Origin of the sequence: Microbacterium sp. SSM24 (genome assembly GCF_025989145.1) — a bacterium.
In the GTDB taxonomy this organism is placed as follows: domain Bacteria; phylum Actinomycetota; class Actinomycetes; order Actinomycetales; family Microbacteriaceae; genus Microbacterium.
The window spans coordinates 1,173,641-1,190,649 of the sequence record NZ_JAPDNQ010000001.1 but is presented as its reverse complement, the minus strand read 5'-3'; the positions used below and the strand labels follow the sequence as shown (position 1 = coordinate 1,190,649).

Sequence of the window (17,009 nt, the reverse complement as noted above, 5' to 3'; positions counted from 1 at the left end):
CACCACGATGACGATGACCCCCGAACAGGCCGCCTGGTTCCAGGGGACCTTCACGCGCCTCGTCGACAACGTCGACCGTGCGCTGCTCGGCAAACGCGAGGTGGTGGGCCTGGTGCTGTCGGCGATGCTCGCCGAGGGTCATGTACTGCTCGAGGACGCTCCGGGAACCGGCAAGACGAGCCTCGCGAAGGCGCTCGCCGCCACCGTGCAGGGCACGAGCAGCCGCATCCAGTTCACGCCCGACCTGCTGCCCTCCGACGTGACCGGCGTGACGATCTACGACCAGACGTCGCACCGGTTCGAGTTCCACAAGGGACCGGTCTTCGCCTCGATCGTGCTCGCCGACGAGATCAACCGCGCCTCGCCGAAGACGCAGTCGGCACTCCTCGAGGTCATGGAGGAGTCGCGCGTCACCGTCGACGGCGTGACCCACGAGGCGGGCCGCCCGTTCCTCGTGATCGCGACGCAGAACCCGATCGAGCAGGCGGGCACGTACAAGCTGCCCGAGGCGCAGCTCGACCGCTTCCTGGTGCGCACGTCGATCGGCTATCCCGATCTCGCCGCGGCGGAGCGCATCCTCGCCGGTGCCGCGGACCGCAACCCGTCGGCGAGCCTCTCGGCGATCATCACGACCGGCGCCGTCGCCGACATGGCGGACCTCGCCGCCACCGTCCACACCGAGGCCGCGGTGCTCCGGTACACGGCTCAGCTCTCCGAGGCGACCAGAGCGGATGCCGCCACCCGCCTCGGCGTGTCGGTGCGCGGTTCGCTCGCCATGATCCGCATCGCGAAGGTGTGGGCCGCAGCCCAGGGGCGCCACTTCGTCACGCCCGACGACATCAAGACGCTCGCGGCCCCCGTGTGGACGCACCGCCTCGTGCTCGACCCCGAGGCCGAGTTCGCCGGTACGACGGCCGACACCGTGATCGCGCGCGTGCTCGAGGACGTCCCCGCTCCGCAGGCGAGGTCCGCCGCCTGATGACGACGGAAGCACTCGGACAGGCGGTTCCCGCGGGGGACCGCCGGGAATGGTGGGGCGAGCTCGCCGCGCGCGTCTGGCGACGCCTGCGCGCCGTGCTGGCCGTCGTCCGCCCCGCTGCCTGGGTGCTCATCGCCGGCGCCGCTGTGCTGTGGATCGCGGGTGCCTCGCTCGGCTGGTGGGAGCTCACGGTCGCGGCGATCATCCTCACGGTGCTGCTCGCGCTGTGCGCGCTGTTCCTGATCGGCCGCACGGCGTACGACGTGACGCTCGACCTGACGCGCACGCGCGTGGTGGTGGGCGAGCGTGCGGTCGGCGCGCTCACCCTCTCGAACTCGGGCGGGCGCGCCATCCTGCCCTCCCGCGTCGTGCTGCCCGTCGGTGCGGGGCGCGGCGAGTTCCAGGTGTCCCGCCTCGCTCCGGGCGCAGCCGCGGAGGAGCTCTTCGCGATCCCGACGACGCGCCGTGCCGTCGTCGCGGTCGGACCGGTGAGCGTCGTGCGCGGCGATCCCCTGGGCCTTTTCGAGAGAGTGCACCGCAAGGACGAGCCGGTCGACCTGTTCGTGCATCCGCGCACCGTGCTGTTCGACGGCCAGTCGCTCGGCTTCCTCCGCGACCTCGAGGGTCTGCCGGCGACCGATCTGTCGCGTGACGACGTCTCGTTCCACGCCCTGCGCGAGTATCAGCCCGGCGACGACCTGCGTCACGTGCACTGGAAGTCGACCGCCCGCACGGGCAGCGTCATGGTGCGTCAGTACGAGGAGACCCGTCGCTCGCACTTCGTGATCGGGCTGTCGACGCATCCGGGCGAGTACCGCGACGATGACGAGTTCGAGCTGGCGGTCTCGGCTGCGGGATCGCTCGGCCTGCGCGCACTGCGCGACTCGCAGCGCGTCGAGGTGCGCGTGCAGGAGCGCTCGCTCCCCTCGGGGACCGGAAAGCAGTTCCTCGACTCGCTGAGCGGCATCGTGCACTCGCGTCCGCGCGCGGGCGGCGTCGTCGACCTCGCGGGCGTCATCGCCGCAACGCTGCCGCTGGCGAGCGTGGTCGTGCTGGTCTGCGGAAGCGGTGTCGAGGCCAACAGCCTCCGCGCGGCGTGCGCGCGTCTGCCGTTCGGAGCCCGCACCCTCGCGGTCGTCGCCGACTCGTCCGCGGACGCCCCCACGCTTCGCCGCATCGCCGACGCCGACGTGGTGACGGTGGCATCGCTCGAGCAGCTCCCGGCAGCGCTGCGGAAGGTGCTCGCATGAGCGGCGCGACCGCCGCCCTGTCCACGCGGCGCTGGATCCTCGACCTCGGCGCCGTGGCCGCGCTACTCGCCGTTCCCATCGTGGGCTTCTGGCCGACCTTCGGCGGCCCGGTCTATCTCGCCGCGGCCGTCGGCGGCGCTCTGCTCGGCATGGGGCTCGCCGCCCTCTGCACGTGGCTGCGCTGGGGCATCCTCCCGCTCGCCGGCCTCACGGTGCTGACCTACTTCCTCTTCGGCGGTGCTCTCGCGCTGCCGCACACGACCGTCCTCGGATTCGTTCCCACCCTCGACACGCTCGCCAGGCTGGCGACGGGGATCGTCACGTCGTGGAAGCAGCTGCTCACCACCGTGGCGCCGGTGGCGGCATCCGACGGTCACCTCCTCGTGCCGTTCGCGCTCGCCCTCGTCGCCGGTGTGCTGACGACCTCGCTCGCGCTGCGGCTGCGCACGCCGGCATGGGCGCTGATCCCGGCAGCGGCGTTCCTCGCCGTGCAGATCGCCCTCGGCACGTCGCAGCCGGCGGTGCCGGTCGTGCAGGGCGTCGTGTTCGCGCTGGTCGCCGCCGTCTGGCTGGCAGTGCGGCAGAGCTGGGAGCACGGCACCGGGGCGATCGCGCTCGGCGCGGACGAGACTCCGGCACGCGGCATCGCGATGCGCCGGATCCTGCTGGGGGGCGCCGTGGTCGTCGTCGCCACGCTGATCGGCGTCGGCGCGAGCGCGTTCGCCGCTCCGCAGAGCCCGCGGTACGTGCTGCGCGACGTCGTCATCCCGCCGTTCGACGTGCGCGAGTACCCCAGCCCGCTCCAGTCCTTCCGCGCGTATGTGCGCGACTTCCCCGACGAGCCGCTGTTCACCGCCACGGGCCTGCCGAAGGAGGCGCGCGTGCGCCTCGCGACGATGGACGCCTACGACGGCACCGTCTACAACGTGTCGGATGCCGGTGCGGGAACCTCGAGCGCGTTCGGGCCGGTGCGGGGAAACATGTCGGCCGAGGCGGAGGGCACGCCCGCGACCGTGCGGGTCGAGGTCGGTGCGCTGGAGGGGGTGTGGATGCCGGAGGTCGGCGCCGTCCGCAGCATCGCCTTCGACGGGGATCGCGCCGAAGACCTGCGGCGTTCCGCGTACTACAACGAGGGCACCGAGACGGCCGTCGTGACCCAGCGCCTGGGCGCGGGCGACGCGTACACGCTCGAGACCGTCATCCCCGCCTCTCCGAGCGATGACGCGCTCGCCGACGACGACTTCGCACCCGTCTCGCTGCCCGACCAGGCCGGAGTGCCGCAGGACCTCGTCGAGATCGCATCGCAGGCCGTCGCCGAGGCGACCACGCCGGTCGAGCAGGTGCGCGCGCTGCAGACGATGCTCGCGGAGGGCGGATTCTTCAGCCACGGACTCGAGGGCGAGGTCCTCTCGCGGGCCGGTCACGGCGCCGAGCGCATCTCGACGCTGCTGGGCAGCGACCAGATGGTCGGCGACGACGAGCAGTACGCGACGGCGATGGCGCTGCTCGCCCGCGAGCTCGGCATCCCCGCCCGCGTCGTGATGGGGTTCTACCCCGACGAGGACCTGGCGGGCCAGGGCGTGTTCACCGCGACGGGCGACACGCTGCACGCGTGGGTCGAGGTGGCCTTCGCGGAGCACGGCTGGGTGACCTTCGATCCGACTCCGCCCGACGACAAGGTCCCCAACGACCAGACCACGAAGCCGAGAGCCGACCCGAAGCCGCAGGTGCTCCAGCCTCCTCCGCCGCCGCAGGAGCCGGTCGATCTTCCGCCGACGGTGCCCGACGACCGCGAGTCCGAGGACGAGAGCGGCTTCGATGCCGCACTCCTGGGACTCATCGTCGTGATCGTCGTCGGTGTCGCGGGTCTGCTCGCACTGCTCGCCGCACCCTTCATCGTGATCGGCGCGCTCAAGGCGTCCCGCCGCCGCAAGCGGCGCGACGCCGAGCGTGCGGCGGATCGCATCAGCGGCGGATGGAACGAGCTGATCGACCGGGCCACCGACTACGGCACGCCGGTTCGGCCCGGCGGCACCCGGCGCGAGGACGCCGGCGTCGTCGGCACGGCGTTCGCCGAGCCCCGGGTCGCGACCCTGGCCGACAGGGCCGACTTCGAGGTGTTCGGTCCGACCGAGCCGACGGCCGACGACGTGACGGAGTTCTGGCGCCAGGTCGACGAGATCGTCGGCGGCATGGGTGACGGCCGCTCCGTATGGGCTCGCCTCGCGGCGCGGCTGAACGTGCGCTCCCTGCTCGTGGGCACGCGATTCGCCCTGCCGGACCGCACGCCCCGTGAGCCGCGCCCTCCCCGTGAGCCGCGCCCGCCGCGCGCATCCCGCTCCGCTCGCTCGTCGCGCACCGAGGCGCCCGAGTCCGACCCTCGCCCCCAGGAGACCGAATGAGCGCCCGAACGCTCTTGCTGACCGTCGTCGTCGCCGTCACTCGGCGCGTCGGTTCGACGGCCCGCCCGACCGAGGCCGCGGCATCCGCTCGTGTGCCCTTCCCCCCGCTCGTCGAGAGCGCACGGACGACCGCCTGGCGGCCCGCGCACCCGTCGTCCGCGCTCGCTCGGCACGCCGACTCGCGGATGGACGTCACCCGCACCCTCCCGCCGATGCTGGCGGTGCTCACGTGGGACGACGGATCGCGCATGGCCGTCTACGGCCGCACCCTCTACGGGCGCAACCCCGCGGCCGAGTCCGGCACCTCGAGCGTGCCCGTGCGCGACGAGACGCTCTCGCTGTCGAAGACCCACTTCGAGATCGGCGGTGACGCCACCGGCGCATGGATCGCCGACCGCTCCTCGACCAACGGAACCGTCCTCGTGCGCGACGGCGGACGGCATCCGCTCGTCGCCGGACTGCCCACGATGCTGCGCGCCGGCGACCGGCTCGAGCTGGGCGATCGCACGGCTGTCGTGGGGATCCGGTCATGACCTCGCCCATGACGGTGGTGTACGGGGCGGCGACGGACCCGGGTCTGCGGCGCCGCATCAACGAGGACTCGCACATCGCGGAGCCGCCCCTGTTCCTGGTCGCGGACGGCATGGGCGGCCATCACGCGGGCGAGGTCGCCAGCGCCACGGTCATCGAGGAGTTCTCCGCCTTCGCCGGCCGGCCGAGCCTCGGGATCGACGACGTGCGCGGCGCGCTCGCGACCGCGCGTCGTCGCGTGGAGGCGCTCCCGCTGGGCGAGGGCACCGGTGCGGGGGCCGGTACGACGCTCACGGGCGTCGTGATCGCCGACGTCCACGGCGAGGGCTACTGGCTCGCGATCAACCTGGGCGACTCGCGCACCTACCGTCTGAACGATGGCGAGCTCGAGCAGGTGAGCGTCGATCACTCCGTCGTCCAGGAGCTGATCGATGCGGGCCAGCTCGACCCGGTCGCCGCGGCGCGCGACAACCGGCGCAACGTGATCACCCGGGCGATCGGCGCCGGGAGCGACGGAGACGCCGATTACTGGCTGATTCCCGCCGAGGCCGGCGACCGCATCCTGGTGTGCTCCGACGGGCTCTCGAGCGAGCTCGACGACGACACGATCCGCGCGATCCTCCTGGCCGAGAGCGACCCTCAATCCGCCGCGACCCGCCTCGTGCACGAGGCGATGCTGCGCGGCGGACGCGATAACATCACGGCTCTGGTGGTGGACGCGACGACGGTGAGCTCACGCGCGAACCACCCGGGCGATGACACGGCTCCGTCGATGTCGTTCGCCGACGAGATCGACGGCGACACGCTGCCCCGTGCCGTCGCCGCAGGGGGGTTCTGATGTCGGTCCACTATTCGCCGGGTGCGCACCCGGTCGCCGTGACTCCGCACGGCTTCGCGGTGCTGGCCGGCGACACGTCCCCCGCGCTCGCCGCGCGCATCCACGCACTCCTCGCCGACGGCCGCGGACTCGGCGGCGTGCTCGAGGCGCTCACCGGCGCCTACGGCACGTCGCTCTCCGCGGTGCCGCCGTTCGCGGTCGTCCTTGCGGAGCGCGACGCCGTGCGCCTCGCGGTGCGCGGGTCGTTCGCGCTGGAGGTGACGGCCGGGACCTCCGAACGGATCTCAGGCGAGGGCGTGACCACCTGGACCGAGCGCGTGATCGCCGACGTCAGCCGAGTCGAGCTCGTCGGAGTGCCGGATGCCGCGCCCGCAGAGCTGCCCGTGGGCGACGGCGTCGTGCTCGCCGACGCCCTCGCCTGGGCTCCGTCGGGAGCGAGCGCCGTTGCGCCCGTTGCGCCCGCGGCGCCCGCGGCGCCCGCGAAGCCCCGGCCCGCGGCGAGCGCCGCGCCGGCGGCCGAGCCCGCGCCCGCCGAACCTGCCGAACCTGAGCCCGAGCCAGAGCCCGACGCCCAGCCTGAGGCCGAGCCTGAGGCCGTGCCCGAGCCCGAGGTCGCTCCCGAGGTCGACCCCGAGCCCGAGGCCGAGCCCTCCGATGCCACGCCCACGCCGGCGCGAGGGGTCGCGGCATCCGCTCCTCCCGCCAGGGTCGCCGTCGTCCCGCCGGCCGTCGTTCCCGCGCCGGCTGCGGCGCCGGTCGCGACCCCCGGCCTGATCGACTCCGCGGCGGTGCTGTCCGTGGCGGACACGCTGCTTCCGGCCGAGTCGACGCTGATCCCCTCTCACGAGCGGGAGGCCGGGCCCGGGGCATCCGAGGACGCCGCCGGCCTGCTCGACGCGGAAGACGGCGTCGACGCGACGGTCGCGCGCCCGACGCCTGCGGCCGTTCCCCTCGGGGACCACGACGGCGAGACCGTGTCGGTCGCCGAGGCTCGGGCGATGCGCACCGGGGACTCCGCGCCGCCGCCGCTCGCACCCCCGCGCCCGCCGGCTCCGGGGCGCGTCCGCGTCTCGACGGGGCAGGTGCTGCTGCTCGACCGCACGGTCGTGATCGGCCGCCGCCCGCGCTCGACGCGGGTGTCGGGCACCGACCTGCCGCACCTGGTCGCGGTCGACAGCCCGCTGCAGGACATCTCGCGCAGCCATGTCGAGCTGCGCGTCGAGGGCGACAGCATCCTGGCGACGGATCTCAACACGACGAACGGCACGACGCTGCTGCGACCCGGCGTGGACCCGGTGCGTCTGCATCCCGGGGAGGGCACGGTCGTCGTCCCCGGCGACGTGATCGACCTCGGCGACGGCATCACGGTCGCGATCGAGGAGCTGTCGTGAGCACCAGACGCACGCCGATGGCCCCGCCGGACCTGCCGGGCTTCACGTACGTCGACGTGCTCGGATCCGGCGGGTTCGCCGACGTGTTCCTCTACGAGCAGGCGCTGCCCAAGCGCCGGGTCGCGGTGAAGGTGCTGCTCACCGAGCGCATGTCGAGCGGTTCCGTCGCCGAGTTCACGGCCGAGGCCAACGTCATGGCGATGCTGTCGACGCACCCGGCCATCGTCACGATCTACCAGGCCGGGGTGGCGCGCGACGGACGCCCGTACCTCGTGATGGAGTACTGCCCCAAGCCCAACCTGCAGGTGCGCTATCGCCGCGAGCCGTTCTCGGTGGCGGAGTCCCTGCGTGTCGGCGTGCAGGTCGCGGCGGCCGTGGAGACCGCGCACCGCGCCGGCGTGCTGCACCGCGACATCAAGCCGGCCAACATCCTCGTGACCGAGTACAACCGGCCGGCGCTGACCGACTTCGGCATCGCGTCGACGACGAGCGCTGCGGCGGAGTCCGCGGGTCTGTCGATCCCGTGGTCGCCGCCCGAGTCGTTCGCCGACGTGCCGCGCTCGGATCCCCGCTCCGACGTGTACGCACTGGGCGCGACGGTTTACACGCTCCTCGCGGGCCGGTCGCCGTTCGAGCTCCCGGGTCAGCGCAACAGCGCGGCCGATCTGATCCAGCGGATCGAGACGGCGGCGCTCCCGCCGCTGGAGAGGCCGGATGCTCCGGCATCCCTCGAGCGCGTGCTCGAGCGTGCGCTGGCGAGGACCTCGAGCGACCGGTACGAGTCGGCGATCGCCTTCGCGCGTGCCCTGCAAAAGGTGCAGATCGAGCTGTCGCACTCGGTGACCCCGATCGACATCCTCGACGACGGCGTGGCCGAGGATGTCGTGGAGGACGAGGACGAGGGCCTCACCCGCGTGCGCGGCGTGGTGAGCATCGACCCCCAGACGACCCCCGCCGCCGGGGCGACGCGCCCCTCGGCCGTGACCGCCGCTCGACCGCCCGCGACTCCCCCCGTCTACGAGCCCGCCGAGGACCACACGGTGCTGCGCGGATCCGTGCCGCCCGCAGCGGCGGCGGAGACGCGGGTGCGCGGCCCCGTCGAGGTGCCGGCCGCCGGCGACCGGACGATCGCTCGTGCCCCGGCATCCCTCTCCGCGGAGCCCGCGGCCCCGGCGGCAGCGCCGGCGTCGGAGGTGTCGAGTCCGAAGCGCGGTCGCACCGGTCTGTGGATCGGCCTCGGTGCCGCCGCTCTCGTCGTGGTCGTCGCGATCATCGTCGGGGTGTCGCTGCCGGGCATCCTCGGCGGTGCGAACGCGGTACCGACCCCCGCCGCCTCGTCGGACCCGAAGGACCCGGTGTCGGCCGTCGTTCCGGAGCCCGAGGATCTGGCCGGCGCCGCTGTCACCGGGGGCGTGCGGTTCACGTGGACGAACCCCGATCCGCAGGAGGGCGACCGTTACCTCGTCGGCGTCGTCACGCGTTCCGATGAGGAGCCGGAGTTCGAGCCGATCACCGAGACCGAGGTCACGGTGCCTGCCGACGCGTCGGGGACGACGTGCGTCGAGGTGCTGCTCGTGAGACAGAACGGCCAGTCGTCCGATCCTGTGAGGGGGTGCACGCCGTGACCGCCAGCGTGACCGACGAGCTCACCGTCGAATTCGCGGGGGAGGCGTTCACCGTCGAACCGGGGTCGATGTTCACGGTGGGACGCGAGGGCGATCTCGCGATCGACGACAACCTGTTCCTGCACCGCCACTTCCTCACGATCGAGAACGTCGGCGGTCTGTGGCTGCTCTCCAATGTCGGCAGCCGCCTGTCGGCCACGGTGACCGACACCGGCGGACGCGTCCAGGCGTGGCTCGCCCCCGGCGCACGCCTCCCCCTCGTCTTCGCGGCCACGGCGGTGATCTTCAGCGCTGGACCGACGACGTACGAGCTGACCATTCACGTGGCCGAGCCGGCGTTCCGCGAGACGCAGTCCTTCGGTGACGACGACGGTCTCAGCACGATCGGCGACGTGCCGCTCACGCAGTCCCAGCGGGTCATGATCCTGGCACTGGCCGAGCCGGTGCTGCGGCGCGAGGGCACCGGGATGAGCGAGCTCCCCACGTCGGCGCAGGCGGCCGAGCGTCTGGGCTGGACGCTCACACGCTTCAACCGCAAGCTCGACAACGTGTGCGACAAGCTCGACCGCATCGGCGTTCCCGGTATGCGCGGCGGAGTCCGCTCGTACGCCACGAACCGGCGGGTGCGACTGGTCGAGCACGCGATCGCCGCGCGCCTGGTCACTCGCGAGGACCTGCCCCTGCTCGACCTCGAGCGCGAGTCCAGCGCCGACGACGACGCCTGAACCACGCGACGCGCGCCATCGACGGCGCGTTGTGGCCCGCTCGCCGGATCGACACCTTCTCAGAAACGCATGTGAGTTCGTGCTCACACGCCCCGCCACGCCACGCCCCGCCACGCCCTGCCCCGGCCCACGTCCGGCGTATCGCCATGTGAGCGCGAAGTCACATGCGAAATCGACAAGGTATCGACGCGGGCAGGCGCCTCAATCCGGTCAGCGACCGGCGTCGAAGAGGTGCCGTGCCCCGTGGCTGAGCACCTTCACCACGACGCCGCGGCGGTGCAGCTCCGCGACGGTGCGCGTCTCCTCGTCGATGTCGCGACCGAGGGCGTGCACGTTGGTCACCACGAGCACATCGCCGCGGCCGAGTGTGCCGAACAGGCGCACCAGGCGTTCCTCCCACGACTCGAGGGTCTCGGGAGCCGGATGCCGGAACCCATCGATCGGCACACCGAACCGGGTCAGGTCGCCGCGCTGCTCCACGACCGACGGCATGTCTTCACGAGAGACGACCAGCCCGACGAGCCGGGCACCGGCGGGGCGCGCCAGCCACCAGTCACGATCGCGCTGCAGCTCGGTGAAGCATTTCGGGCATTCCGCTGCCGCGTGCGGCAGGTGCAGGGGGCTCGTCTGACCGGATGCGGCGTCAGGTGCCCGCACCGTCGCCGACGGCTCCGCACGCCCGCCCGTACCGCTCATTCCACGCCCCTTCGCTGAGCCCATTCTCACACGGCCACGAGTCGCTGAAACCCGCGGATGACCGGCTCAGGCTTCGTCGTCGAGCCGGAGCTCGAGGCTGAGCTGGTCGGCGTCGAGCTCGGCCAGCGCGTGGCGCAGCGCCGCGGTGCTGAACGCGCCGCCCGACGAGAGCTCGTTGAGCCGCCGGCGCATCGCCTCGATGAGCACCAGCCGCAGCTCGAGCGCATCGCGGGCTGCGGCCGTCGTCTCGTCGTCGGGCGGGTCGAGCAGCTTCGTTCCCACGAACTCCACCAGCTCCTCGGGGAACGGGCGGCCGTCGCGGCGTCGCAGACCCGGGTCGGCCAGAGCGGATGCCGCCGCCTCCCGAAGCCGCTCGTCGAGATCGGTCTGCTCCGCGCGATCGAGCGGGCTGTCGCCGGCCGGCTTCAGGCGCAGCATCCGCACCAGCCACGGAAGCGTGAACCCCTGGAGCATGAGGCTGCCGACCGCGACGGCGAACGCGACGAAGACGAGGAGGCCGCGCTCGGGCGTGTTCGAGGGCAGCGTCTGGGCGGCGGCGAGGGTGACGACGCCGCGCATGCCCGCCCAGACGATCACCGCGCCGTGCTTCCATCCGAGGGGCGACGCCTGGTAGTAGTTCAGGTCGCGCAGCGCGCGGGCGACACGGCTGCGCCCCGACGCGATCACGCGCTGCGACCGCGGGTCGTCGGTCGAGAGCTCGCGGCCACGGCCCCCCCGGCGGCCGCGACGCCGCTCCGGCATCGTGTCGCCGGCGGCCATCTGGTCGATGCGCTCGCCGATCTGCTCGAGGCGCTTGCGCTGGCGATCGCGCGCCCGCCTGCTCTGCGCCCACACGAGCACGGCCACGTACGCAGCGCGCACCACCAGGAGGATGCCGAGCGCGCCCGCGGCGACTCCGATGCCCGTGCCGAGTCCGTTGTGCTCCTCGATGTTGCTCGTGACGATCTCCTTGAGCTCGAGTCCCATGAGGAGGAAGACGGCACCCTCGAGCATCACTTCGATCGTGCGCCAGTTGTGCTCGTCCGACATCCGCTGCTCCGGCGTGAACCAGCGCGCGGAACCCTGTCCGGTCACGATTCCGGCGACGACCGCGGCGACCAGGCCCGAGCCGCCCAGCTCCTCCGTGGGCACGTAGGCGACGAACGGGATCACGAATCCGATTGCGGTGTTCGCGGCGGAGTGGCCGATGAGCGAGCGCAGCCGCAGATTGAGGTACCCGACGATCGCACCGACGACGACGGCGACCAGCACGCCCCACGCGAACGCCGGCAGGAACCCCACGCCGACCTCGGCATCCTCCGTCGCAGATCCGGCGGTGGCGATCGCCGCGGTGGCGACCATCGTGCGCAGCAGCACGAGCGCGGTGGCGTCGTTGAGCAGGCTCTCGCCTTCGAGCATCGTCACGACGCGGCCCGAGACCCCGAGGCGCTTGACGATCGACGTGGCCACGGCGTCGGTGGGGCTGAGGATCGCGCCCACCGCGACGGCGATCGCCGGGTTCAGCCCGGGGATCATGAGAATCAGGAACCCCGCGATCACGATCGAGCTGATGATCACGAGCAGGAAGGACAGCCCCGCGATGGGGCCGAAGTCGCGGCGGAACTCGATCGCGGGCAGGGCGACGGCGGCCGAGTAGAGCAGCGGCGGAAGCACACCCACGAGGATGAAGTCGGGGTTCACCTGCGGCACGCTCACGAACGGGAGCAGGCCCACGCCGATCCCGATCAGCACCAGGATCAGCGGCCCGGCGATGTTGATCTTCGGCGCGACCGCCGTCGCCAGGGCGATCACGACAATGCCCAGGATGGCGAGGACCAGCATCTCCATGACGGCTACAGCACCCCGAGCGCGTCGACCGCCTCGCGTTCCGCGACGAGCTCGGCGACGGATGCCGCGAACCGCGCGCGTCCGCGGTCGTCGAGGTCGAGCCCTTCGACGACGCGGTACCCGTCGCCGTCCGACACCACGGGGAACGAGCACACGAGGCCCTCGGGAACGCCGTACTCGCCGCGCGAGACCACCGCGGCGGATGTCGCCTTCCCGCCCGTGCCGAGCTGCTCGTCGCGGACGTGCTCGATGGCCGCGTTCGCGGCGGAGGCAACCGACGAAGACCCGCGCACCTCGATGATCTCCGCACCGCGCTTCGCGACCCGAGGGATGAAGACGCCGTCGAGCCAGACCTGCGCCTGCTCGACGCCGCCCAGGCGTGCGGCGAGGGCGTCGATCACCGGCTCGCCGCGGACCGTCGCGTGCGCGGCATCCGGGAACTGCGTCGCGGAATGGTTGCCCCAGATCACGACACCGGCGAGGTCGCCGGGCTGGGCGTCGAGGGCCTCGGCGAGCTGACCGACGGCGCGGTTGTGGTCGAGGCGCGTGAGCGCGGTGAAGCGGTCGGCGGGAACGCCGGGCGACGCGGCGGATGCGGCGATCAGTGCGTTCGTGTTCGCCGGGTTGCCCACGACGACGACGCGCACATCATCCGCCGCGACCTCGCCGATGGCCGCGCCCTGCGGTCCGAAGATGCCGGCGTTCGCGGCGAGCAGGTCGGCGCGCTCCATTCCGGGACCACGGGGCCGTGCGCCGACGAGGAGCGCGATGTCCGCACCCGCGAACGCGACCCGCGGGTCGTCTGCCAGTTCCACCCCGCGCAGCAGCGGGAACGCGCAGTCCTGCAGCTCGAGCGCCGCACCCTCGGCGGCCCGCATGCCCTGCGGGATCTCGAGCAGGCGCAGGCGCACGGGCCGGTCCGCTCCGAGCATGTCGCCGGCCGCGATGCGGAAGAGGAGCGCGTAGCCGATCTGTCCGCCGGCGCCGGTGATCGTGACGGTGGTGGGTTCGCTCGTCATGCCCAGAGCCTATTGCCGTGTCAAGGCTCCTCGCCCGCAATGGTGGCCCGGGGTACCGTGAGCGCATGACGTTCAACGACAACGCCAGCGTCGGGGGGAACACGGCGCGTCGACGCGGTGGCGGAGCAGCCATCGCCGGAGGCGGGATCGCCGGCCTCGGCGCGCTGGCGGTGCTGCTGTTCCAGCTGTTCACCGGCACCGACATCTCCGGCCTCGTCGGCGGAGGCGGCGGTGCCCCCGCGGGCGGCGACGACTCCGGCACGGCGATCGAGAACTGCCAGACCGGGGCCGACGCCAACGCGCGCGACGACTGCCGCCTCGCCGCGGCATCCCTCGCCCTCGACGACTTCTGGGAAGGCGAGGTGCAGGGCTACCAGGCGCCGCAGCTGATCATCGTCGACGGCTCGACCGGCACGCAGTGCGGGACGGCCTCGAACCAGACCGGCCCGTTCTACTGCCCGCCGGAGCAGAACGTCTACGTCGACCCCACGTTCTTCGCGCTGCTGCGGCAGCAGTTCGACGCCACGGCGGGACCGCTCGCGCAGCTGTACGTCCTCGCTCACGAGTACGGGCATCACATCCAGAACCTCGCCGGCATCATGCAGGAGAACCCGAGCAACGGCACGGGACCGGACAGCAACGGCGTGCGCCTCGAGCTGCAGGCCGACTGCTTCGCCGGCGCCTGGGTGGGCGCGATGACCGAACAGGTCGACGAGAACGGGGTACCCTTCCTCGAGGCGCCCACGCAGCAGCAGATCGCCGACGCGATCAACGCCGCGCAGACCGTCGGCGACGACCACATCCAGCAGGAGTCGGGCGGCGTCGTGAATCCGGACAGCTGGACCCACGGGTCGAGCGAGCAGCGGCAGCGGTGGTTCGAGACCGGCTATCGGAGCGGGGTGAGCGCCTGCCAGACTTTCGGGATTCCGGGGGGAAGCCTATGAACGAACACCTCGACGAGATCCTCTATCCGCCGATCGAGCCGTACGAGACCGGAGAGCTGATCGTCGGAGACGGCAACCGGGTCTACTGGGAGCAGAGCGGCAATCCCGACGGCAAGCCCGTCGTGTTCCTCCACGGCGGCCCCGGCGGGGGCACATCGTCCTGGCATCGACGCTTCTTCGATCCCGAGCGGTACCGCATCGTGCTGTTCGATCAGCGCGGATGCGGCCGGTCGACCCCCCACGCGAGCACGCCGGGAGCCGACCTGCGCCACAACACGACGTGGCACCTCGTCGCCGACATCGAGCTCCTGCGCCGCAACCTCGGCATCGCGCAGTGGCAGGTGTTCGGCGGGTCATGGGGGAGCGCGCTCGCGCTCGCGTACGCGCAGGCGCATCCGCAGGCCGTCACCGAGCTCGTGCTGCGCGGCATCTTCACCCTCCGCCGTCACGAGCTGGAGTGGTTCTACGAAGGCGGCGCCGCGGCGGTGTTCCCCGACCTGTGGGAGGACTTCATCGCGCCGATCCCCGTGCTCGAGCGCTCGCGCCTGATCGAGGCGTATCACCGGCGGCTCTTCGATCCCGATCCTGCCGTGCACACCCCCGCCGGCGTGGCCTGGTCGCAGTGGGAGGCATCCACCCTCACGCTCCTGCCCGACCCCGCACTCGTCGACACCATGACCGAGCCCGCCGCCGCGACCGCGTTCGCCCGGATCGAGAACCACTACTTCCTGCACGGAGGCTGGTTCGACGAGGGGCAGCTCATCGCCGGCGTCGACGCCATCCGCGGCATCCCCGCCGTGATCGTCCAGGGCCGCTTCGACATGTGCACGCCGCCGATGACCGCATGGGATCTGCACCGCGCCTGGCCGGAGGCGGAGCTCGTGATGGTTCCGGATGCCGCGCACTCGGCCTCCGAACCCGGGATCGCCCGCGCGCTCCGCGCCGCCACCGACCGCTTCGCCGCGACCGACGTTCAGGAAGCGCACGACACGCACTGATAGGGTGGAAGCACTTGCAGCGCATTCGCGCTTCTTGCGTCGTAGAACGCTTCCCTCGCCGCCGTCACCCGGGCACCCGTCCCGCGCAGACGCCGTCGGCTGAAAACTTTCGTACGGCGACCCGTGGGCGAGATCCGCCACCGGCCACCGACCAGGGCGCGTCCTCGCGCCCGGAGACATCCGATCCATGACTGACGTCACCTTCGGCACGCTCGGCGTGCCCCAGCCCCTCGTCGCCGCCCTCGCGGCCGAAGGCAAGACCACTGCGTTCCCGATCCAGGTCGACACGCTTCCCGACACCCTCGCCGGGCGCGACGTGCTCGGCCGCGGCAAGACCGGCTCGGGCAAGACCCTCGCCTTCTCGATCCCGATGATCGCCCGCCTCGGCGGCGCGCTCGCCGGCGGCTCGCGCCGCAAGGGACGCCCGCTCGGCCTCGTGCTCGCCCCGACGCGCGAGCTCGCGACGCAGATCGACGCGGTCCTCGCGCCGCTCGCCCGCGCGTACGGCCTGAAGACCACCACGATCTTCGGCGGTGTGAACCAGAACCGCCAGGTGCAGGCGCTCAACGCCGGCGTCGACATCATCGTCGCGTGCCCCGGCCGCCTCGAAGACCTCATGAAGCAGGGCTACGCCCACCTCGACGCGATCGAGATCACCGTCATCGACGAGGCCGACCACATGGCCGACCTCGGCTTCCTGCCGGTCGTCACGCGCATCCTCAACGCGACGCCGTCCGGCGGTCAGCGCCTGCTGTTCAGCGCGACGCTCGACAACGGCGTGGACAAGCTCGTGAACCGCTTCCTGCAGAACGAGGTGCTCCACTCCGTCGACGAGGCCCACTCGCCCGTCGCCGCGATGACGCACCACGTCTTCACGATGACCGACACCGACTCCAAGAAGGACGTCGTCACCGCCCTCGCCTCGGGCATGGGCCGCCGCATCCTGTTCATGCGCACCAAGCACCACGCGAAGAAGCTCGCCAGGCAGCTGACCTCGCAGGGCATCCCGGCGGTGGACCTGCACGGCAACCTGTCGCAGCCGCAGCGCGACCGCAACCTCGCGGCGTTCTCGGCCGGCACCGCCAAGGTGCTGGTGGCCACGGATGTCGCCGCGCGCGGCGTGCACGTCGACGACGTCGAGCTCGTGATCCACGTCGACCCGCCGACCGAGCACAAGGCGTACCTGCACCGATCCGGCCGTACGGCCCGCGCCGGCGCAGAAGGCGCCGTCGTGACGCTCGTGCTGCCCGGCCAGGAGAAGGACGTCAAGGACCTCCTCCGGAAGGCGGCCATCACGGTCGCGCCGGTCGCCGTGACCGCCGAGTCGGCGCAGGTCGCCGCGCTCGTCGGCGAGGTCGCGCCGTACGTCAAGCCCGAGCCGGTGCAGCAGCCCGTCCAGGGCGGCGGACGCAGCCAGGGTGCCAACGCGCAGCGCAAGCGCGCCGCGCGCGAGCAGAACGGCGGCGGCGAGCGTCGCGGCGGTCAGCGCCGGGGAGCGGATGCTTCGTCCCGCTCGCAGGGCGAGGGCTCCGGTCGCGGTCGCGGCCAGGGCGGTCGTCCGCAGGGCGCGGACCGCGCGCAGTCCGGCCACCAGCGCTCAGACCAGAGCGCCGGTCACTCGCGTTCTTCGCAGCCCGCGCAGGGCAACCCGCGCACGCCCGGCCGCCGCGCCTCCTCCGGGGGCACCGGCAAGCTGATGGTCGGCTCGGTCGTGCGTCAGAACGGCGGGAACCGCCGCACGGGTCGCTGACGGTTTTCCACCG

Annotated in this window: 14 protein-coding genes; 11 read left to right on the top strand and 3 right to left on the bottom strand. The window is 72.4% G+C overall.

Annotated elements, in window-relative coordinates; genetic code table 11:
* Positions 1-7: 7 nt before the first annotated feature.
* Genes OL358_RS05500 through OL358_RS05465 form a run of 8 tightly spaced genes read left to right on the top strand, consistent with a single transcriptional unit; the run spans position 8 to position 9,741 of the window.
* Entirely contained in the window at positions 8-979 is a 972-nt protein-coding gene (locus OL358_RS05500) for an AAA family ATPase (protein ID WP_264708934.1), read from the top strand.
* Complete coding sequence (locus OL358_RS05495) at positions 979-2,229, top strand: DUF58 domain-containing protein (RefSeq protein ID WP_264708933.1); 1,251 nt, start codon at positions 979-981, stop codon at positions 2,227-2,229. Before OL358_RS05500 ends, OL358_RS05495 begins: the two co-directional genes overlap by 1 nt.
* Entirely contained in the window at positions 2,226-4,631 is a 2,406-nt protein-coding gene (locus OL358_RS05490; RefSeq protein ID WP_264708932.1) for a transglutaminaseTgpA domain-containing protein, read from the top strand. The genes OL358_RS05495 and OL358_RS05490 overlap by 4 nt, the downstream gene beginning before the upstream one ends.
* The gene (locus OL358_RS05485) at positions 4,628-5,164 is read left to right on the top strand and encodes an FHA domain-containing protein (protein ID WP_264708931.1); all 537 of its coding nucleotides are present in this window, start codon (positions 4,628-4,630) and stop codon (positions 5,162-5,164) included. The genes OL358_RS05490 and OL358_RS05485 overlap by 4 nt, the downstream gene beginning before the upstream one ends.
* On the top strand, positions 5,161-6,000 hold the full coding sequence (locus OL358_RS05480; protein ID WP_264708930.1) for a PP2C family protein-serine/threonine phosphatase: 840 nt from the start codon (positions 5,161-5,163) through the stop codon (positions 5,998-6,000). The genes OL358_RS05485 and OL358_RS05480 overlap by 4 nt, the downstream gene beginning before the upstream one ends.
* Complete coding sequence (locus OL358_RS05475) at positions 6,000-7,391, top strand: FHA domain-containing protein (RefSeq protein ID WP_264708929.1); 1,392 nt, start codon at positions 6,000-6,002, stop codon at positions 7,389-7,391. Before OL358_RS05480 ends, OL358_RS05475 begins: the two co-directional genes overlap by 1 nt.
* Positions 7,388-9,016: a serine/threonine-protein kinase gene (locus OL358_RS05470; RefSeq protein ID WP_264708928.1), complete on the top strand. Its 1,629-nt coding sequence runs from the start codon at positions 7,388-7,390 to the stop codon at positions 9,014-9,016. Before OL358_RS05475 ends, OL358_RS05470 begins: the two co-directional genes overlap by 4 nt.
* A complete protein-coding gene (locus OL358_RS05465; RefSeq protein ID WP_264708927.1) occupies positions 9,013-9,741 on the top strand; it encodes a hypothetical protein in 729 nt (242 codons plus the stop codon). Before OL358_RS05470 ends, OL358_RS05465 begins: the two co-directional genes overlap by 4 nt.
* A 210-nt stretch (positions 9,742-9,951) precedes the next feature.
* On the opposite strand, the gene OL358_RS05460 is transcribed toward OL358_RS05465, so the two are convergent.
* The 3 genes from OL358_RS05460 to OL358_RS05450 form a co-directional block, all read right to left on the bottom strand.
* The gene (locus OL358_RS05460; RefSeq protein WP_264708926.1) at positions 9,952-10,437 is read right to left on the bottom strand and encodes a recombinase family protein; all 486 of its coding nucleotides are present in this window, start codon (positions 10,435-10,437) and stop codon (positions 9,952-9,954) included.
* A 66-nt stretch (positions 10,438-10,503) separates the two neighbouring features.
* Complete coding sequence (locus tag OL358_RS05455) at positions 10,504-12,285, bottom strand: cation:proton antiporter (protein ID WP_264708925.1); 1,782 nt, start codon at positions 12,283-12,285, stop codon at positions 10,504-10,506.
* A 5-nt stretch (positions 12,286-12,290) separates the two neighbouring features.
* On the bottom strand, positions 12,291-13,304 hold the full coding sequence (locus tag OL358_RS05450) for a malate dehydrogenase (protein ID WP_264708924.1): 1,014 nt from the start codon (positions 13,302-13,304) through the stop codon (positions 12,291-12,293).
* Positions 13,305-13,369: 65 nt separating this feature from the next.
* On the opposite strand from OL358_RS05450, the gene OL358_RS05445 reads away from it, so the two are divergent.
* From OL358_RS05445 to OL358_RS05435, 3 genes are all read left to right on the top strand, one after another.
* Positions 13,370-14,248 (top strand): neutral zinc metallopeptidase, encoded by an 879-nt coding sequence (locus tag OL358_RS05445; protein ID WP_264708923.1) that lies wholly within the window; start codon positions 13,370-13,372, stop codon positions 14,246-14,248.
* Positions 14,245-15,246 carry a prolyl aminopeptidase gene (pip, locus tag OL358_RS05440; RefSeq protein WP_264708922.1) on the top strand — a complete coding sequence of 334 codons (1,002 nt, stop codon included), beginning with the start codon at positions 14,245-14,247 and terminating at the stop codon, positions 15,244-15,246. Before OL358_RS05445 ends, pip begins: the two co-directional genes overlap by 4 nt.
* A gap of 187 nt (positions 15,247-15,433) precedes the next feature.
* Entirely contained in the window at positions 15,434-16,996 is a 1,563-nt protein-coding gene (locus OL358_RS05435; protein ID WP_264708921.1) for a DEAD/DEAH box helicase, read from the top strand.
* Positions 16,997-17,009 lie beyond the last annotated feature (13 nt).

Excerpts from the sequence above, each read along its gene's own strand:
- pip (WP_264708922.1), top strand. The coding sequence starts at position 14,245 with ATGAACGAACACCTCGACGAGATCCTCTATCCGCCGATCGAGCCGTAC.
- OL358_RS05495 (WP_264708933.1), top strand. The coding sequence starts at position 979 with ATGACGACGGAAGCACTCGGACAGGCGGTTCCCGCGGGGGACCGCCGG.
- OL358_RS05490 (WP_264708932.1), top strand. The coding sequence starts at position 2,226 with ATGAGCGGCGCGACCGCCGCCCTGTCCACGCGGCGCTGGATCCTCGAC.
- OL358_RS05500 (WP_264708934.1), top strand. The coding sequence starts at position 8 with ATGACGATGACCCCCGAACAGGCCGCCTGGTTCCAGGGGACCTTCACG.
- OL358_RS05435 (WP_264708921.1), top strand. The coding sequence starts at position 15,434 with ATGACTGACGTCACCTTCGGCACGCTCGGCGTGCCCCAGCCCCTCGTC.
- OL358_RS05475 (WP_264708929.1), top strand. The coding sequence starts at position 6,000 with ATGTCGGTCCACTATTCGCCGGGTGCGCACCCGGTCGCCGTGACTCCG.
- OL358_RS05445 (WP_264708923.1), top strand. The coding sequence starts at position 13,370 with ATGACGTTCAACGACAACGCCAGCGTCGGGGGGAACACGGCGCGTCGA.
- OL358_RS05460 (WP_264708926.1), bottom strand. The coding sequence starts at position 10,437 with ATGAGCGGTACGGGCGGGCGTGCGGAGCCGTCGGCGACGGTGCGGGCA.
- OL358_RS05450 (WP_264708924.1), bottom strand. The coding sequence starts at position 13,304 with ATGACGAGCGAACCCACCACCGTCACGATCACCGGCGCCGGCGGACAG.
- OL358_RS05455 (WP_264708925.1), bottom strand. The coding sequence starts at position 12,285 with ATGGAGATGCTGGTCCTCGCCATCCTGGGCATTGTCGTGATCGCCCTG.
- OL358_RS05485 (WP_264708931.1), top strand. The coding sequence starts at position 4,628 with ATGAGCGCCCGAACGCTCTTGCTGACCGTCGTCGTCGCCGTCACTCGG.
- OL358_RS05480 (WP_264708930.1), top strand. The coding sequence starts at position 5,161 with ATGACCTCGCCCATGACGGTGGTGTACGGGGCGGCGACGGACCCGGGT.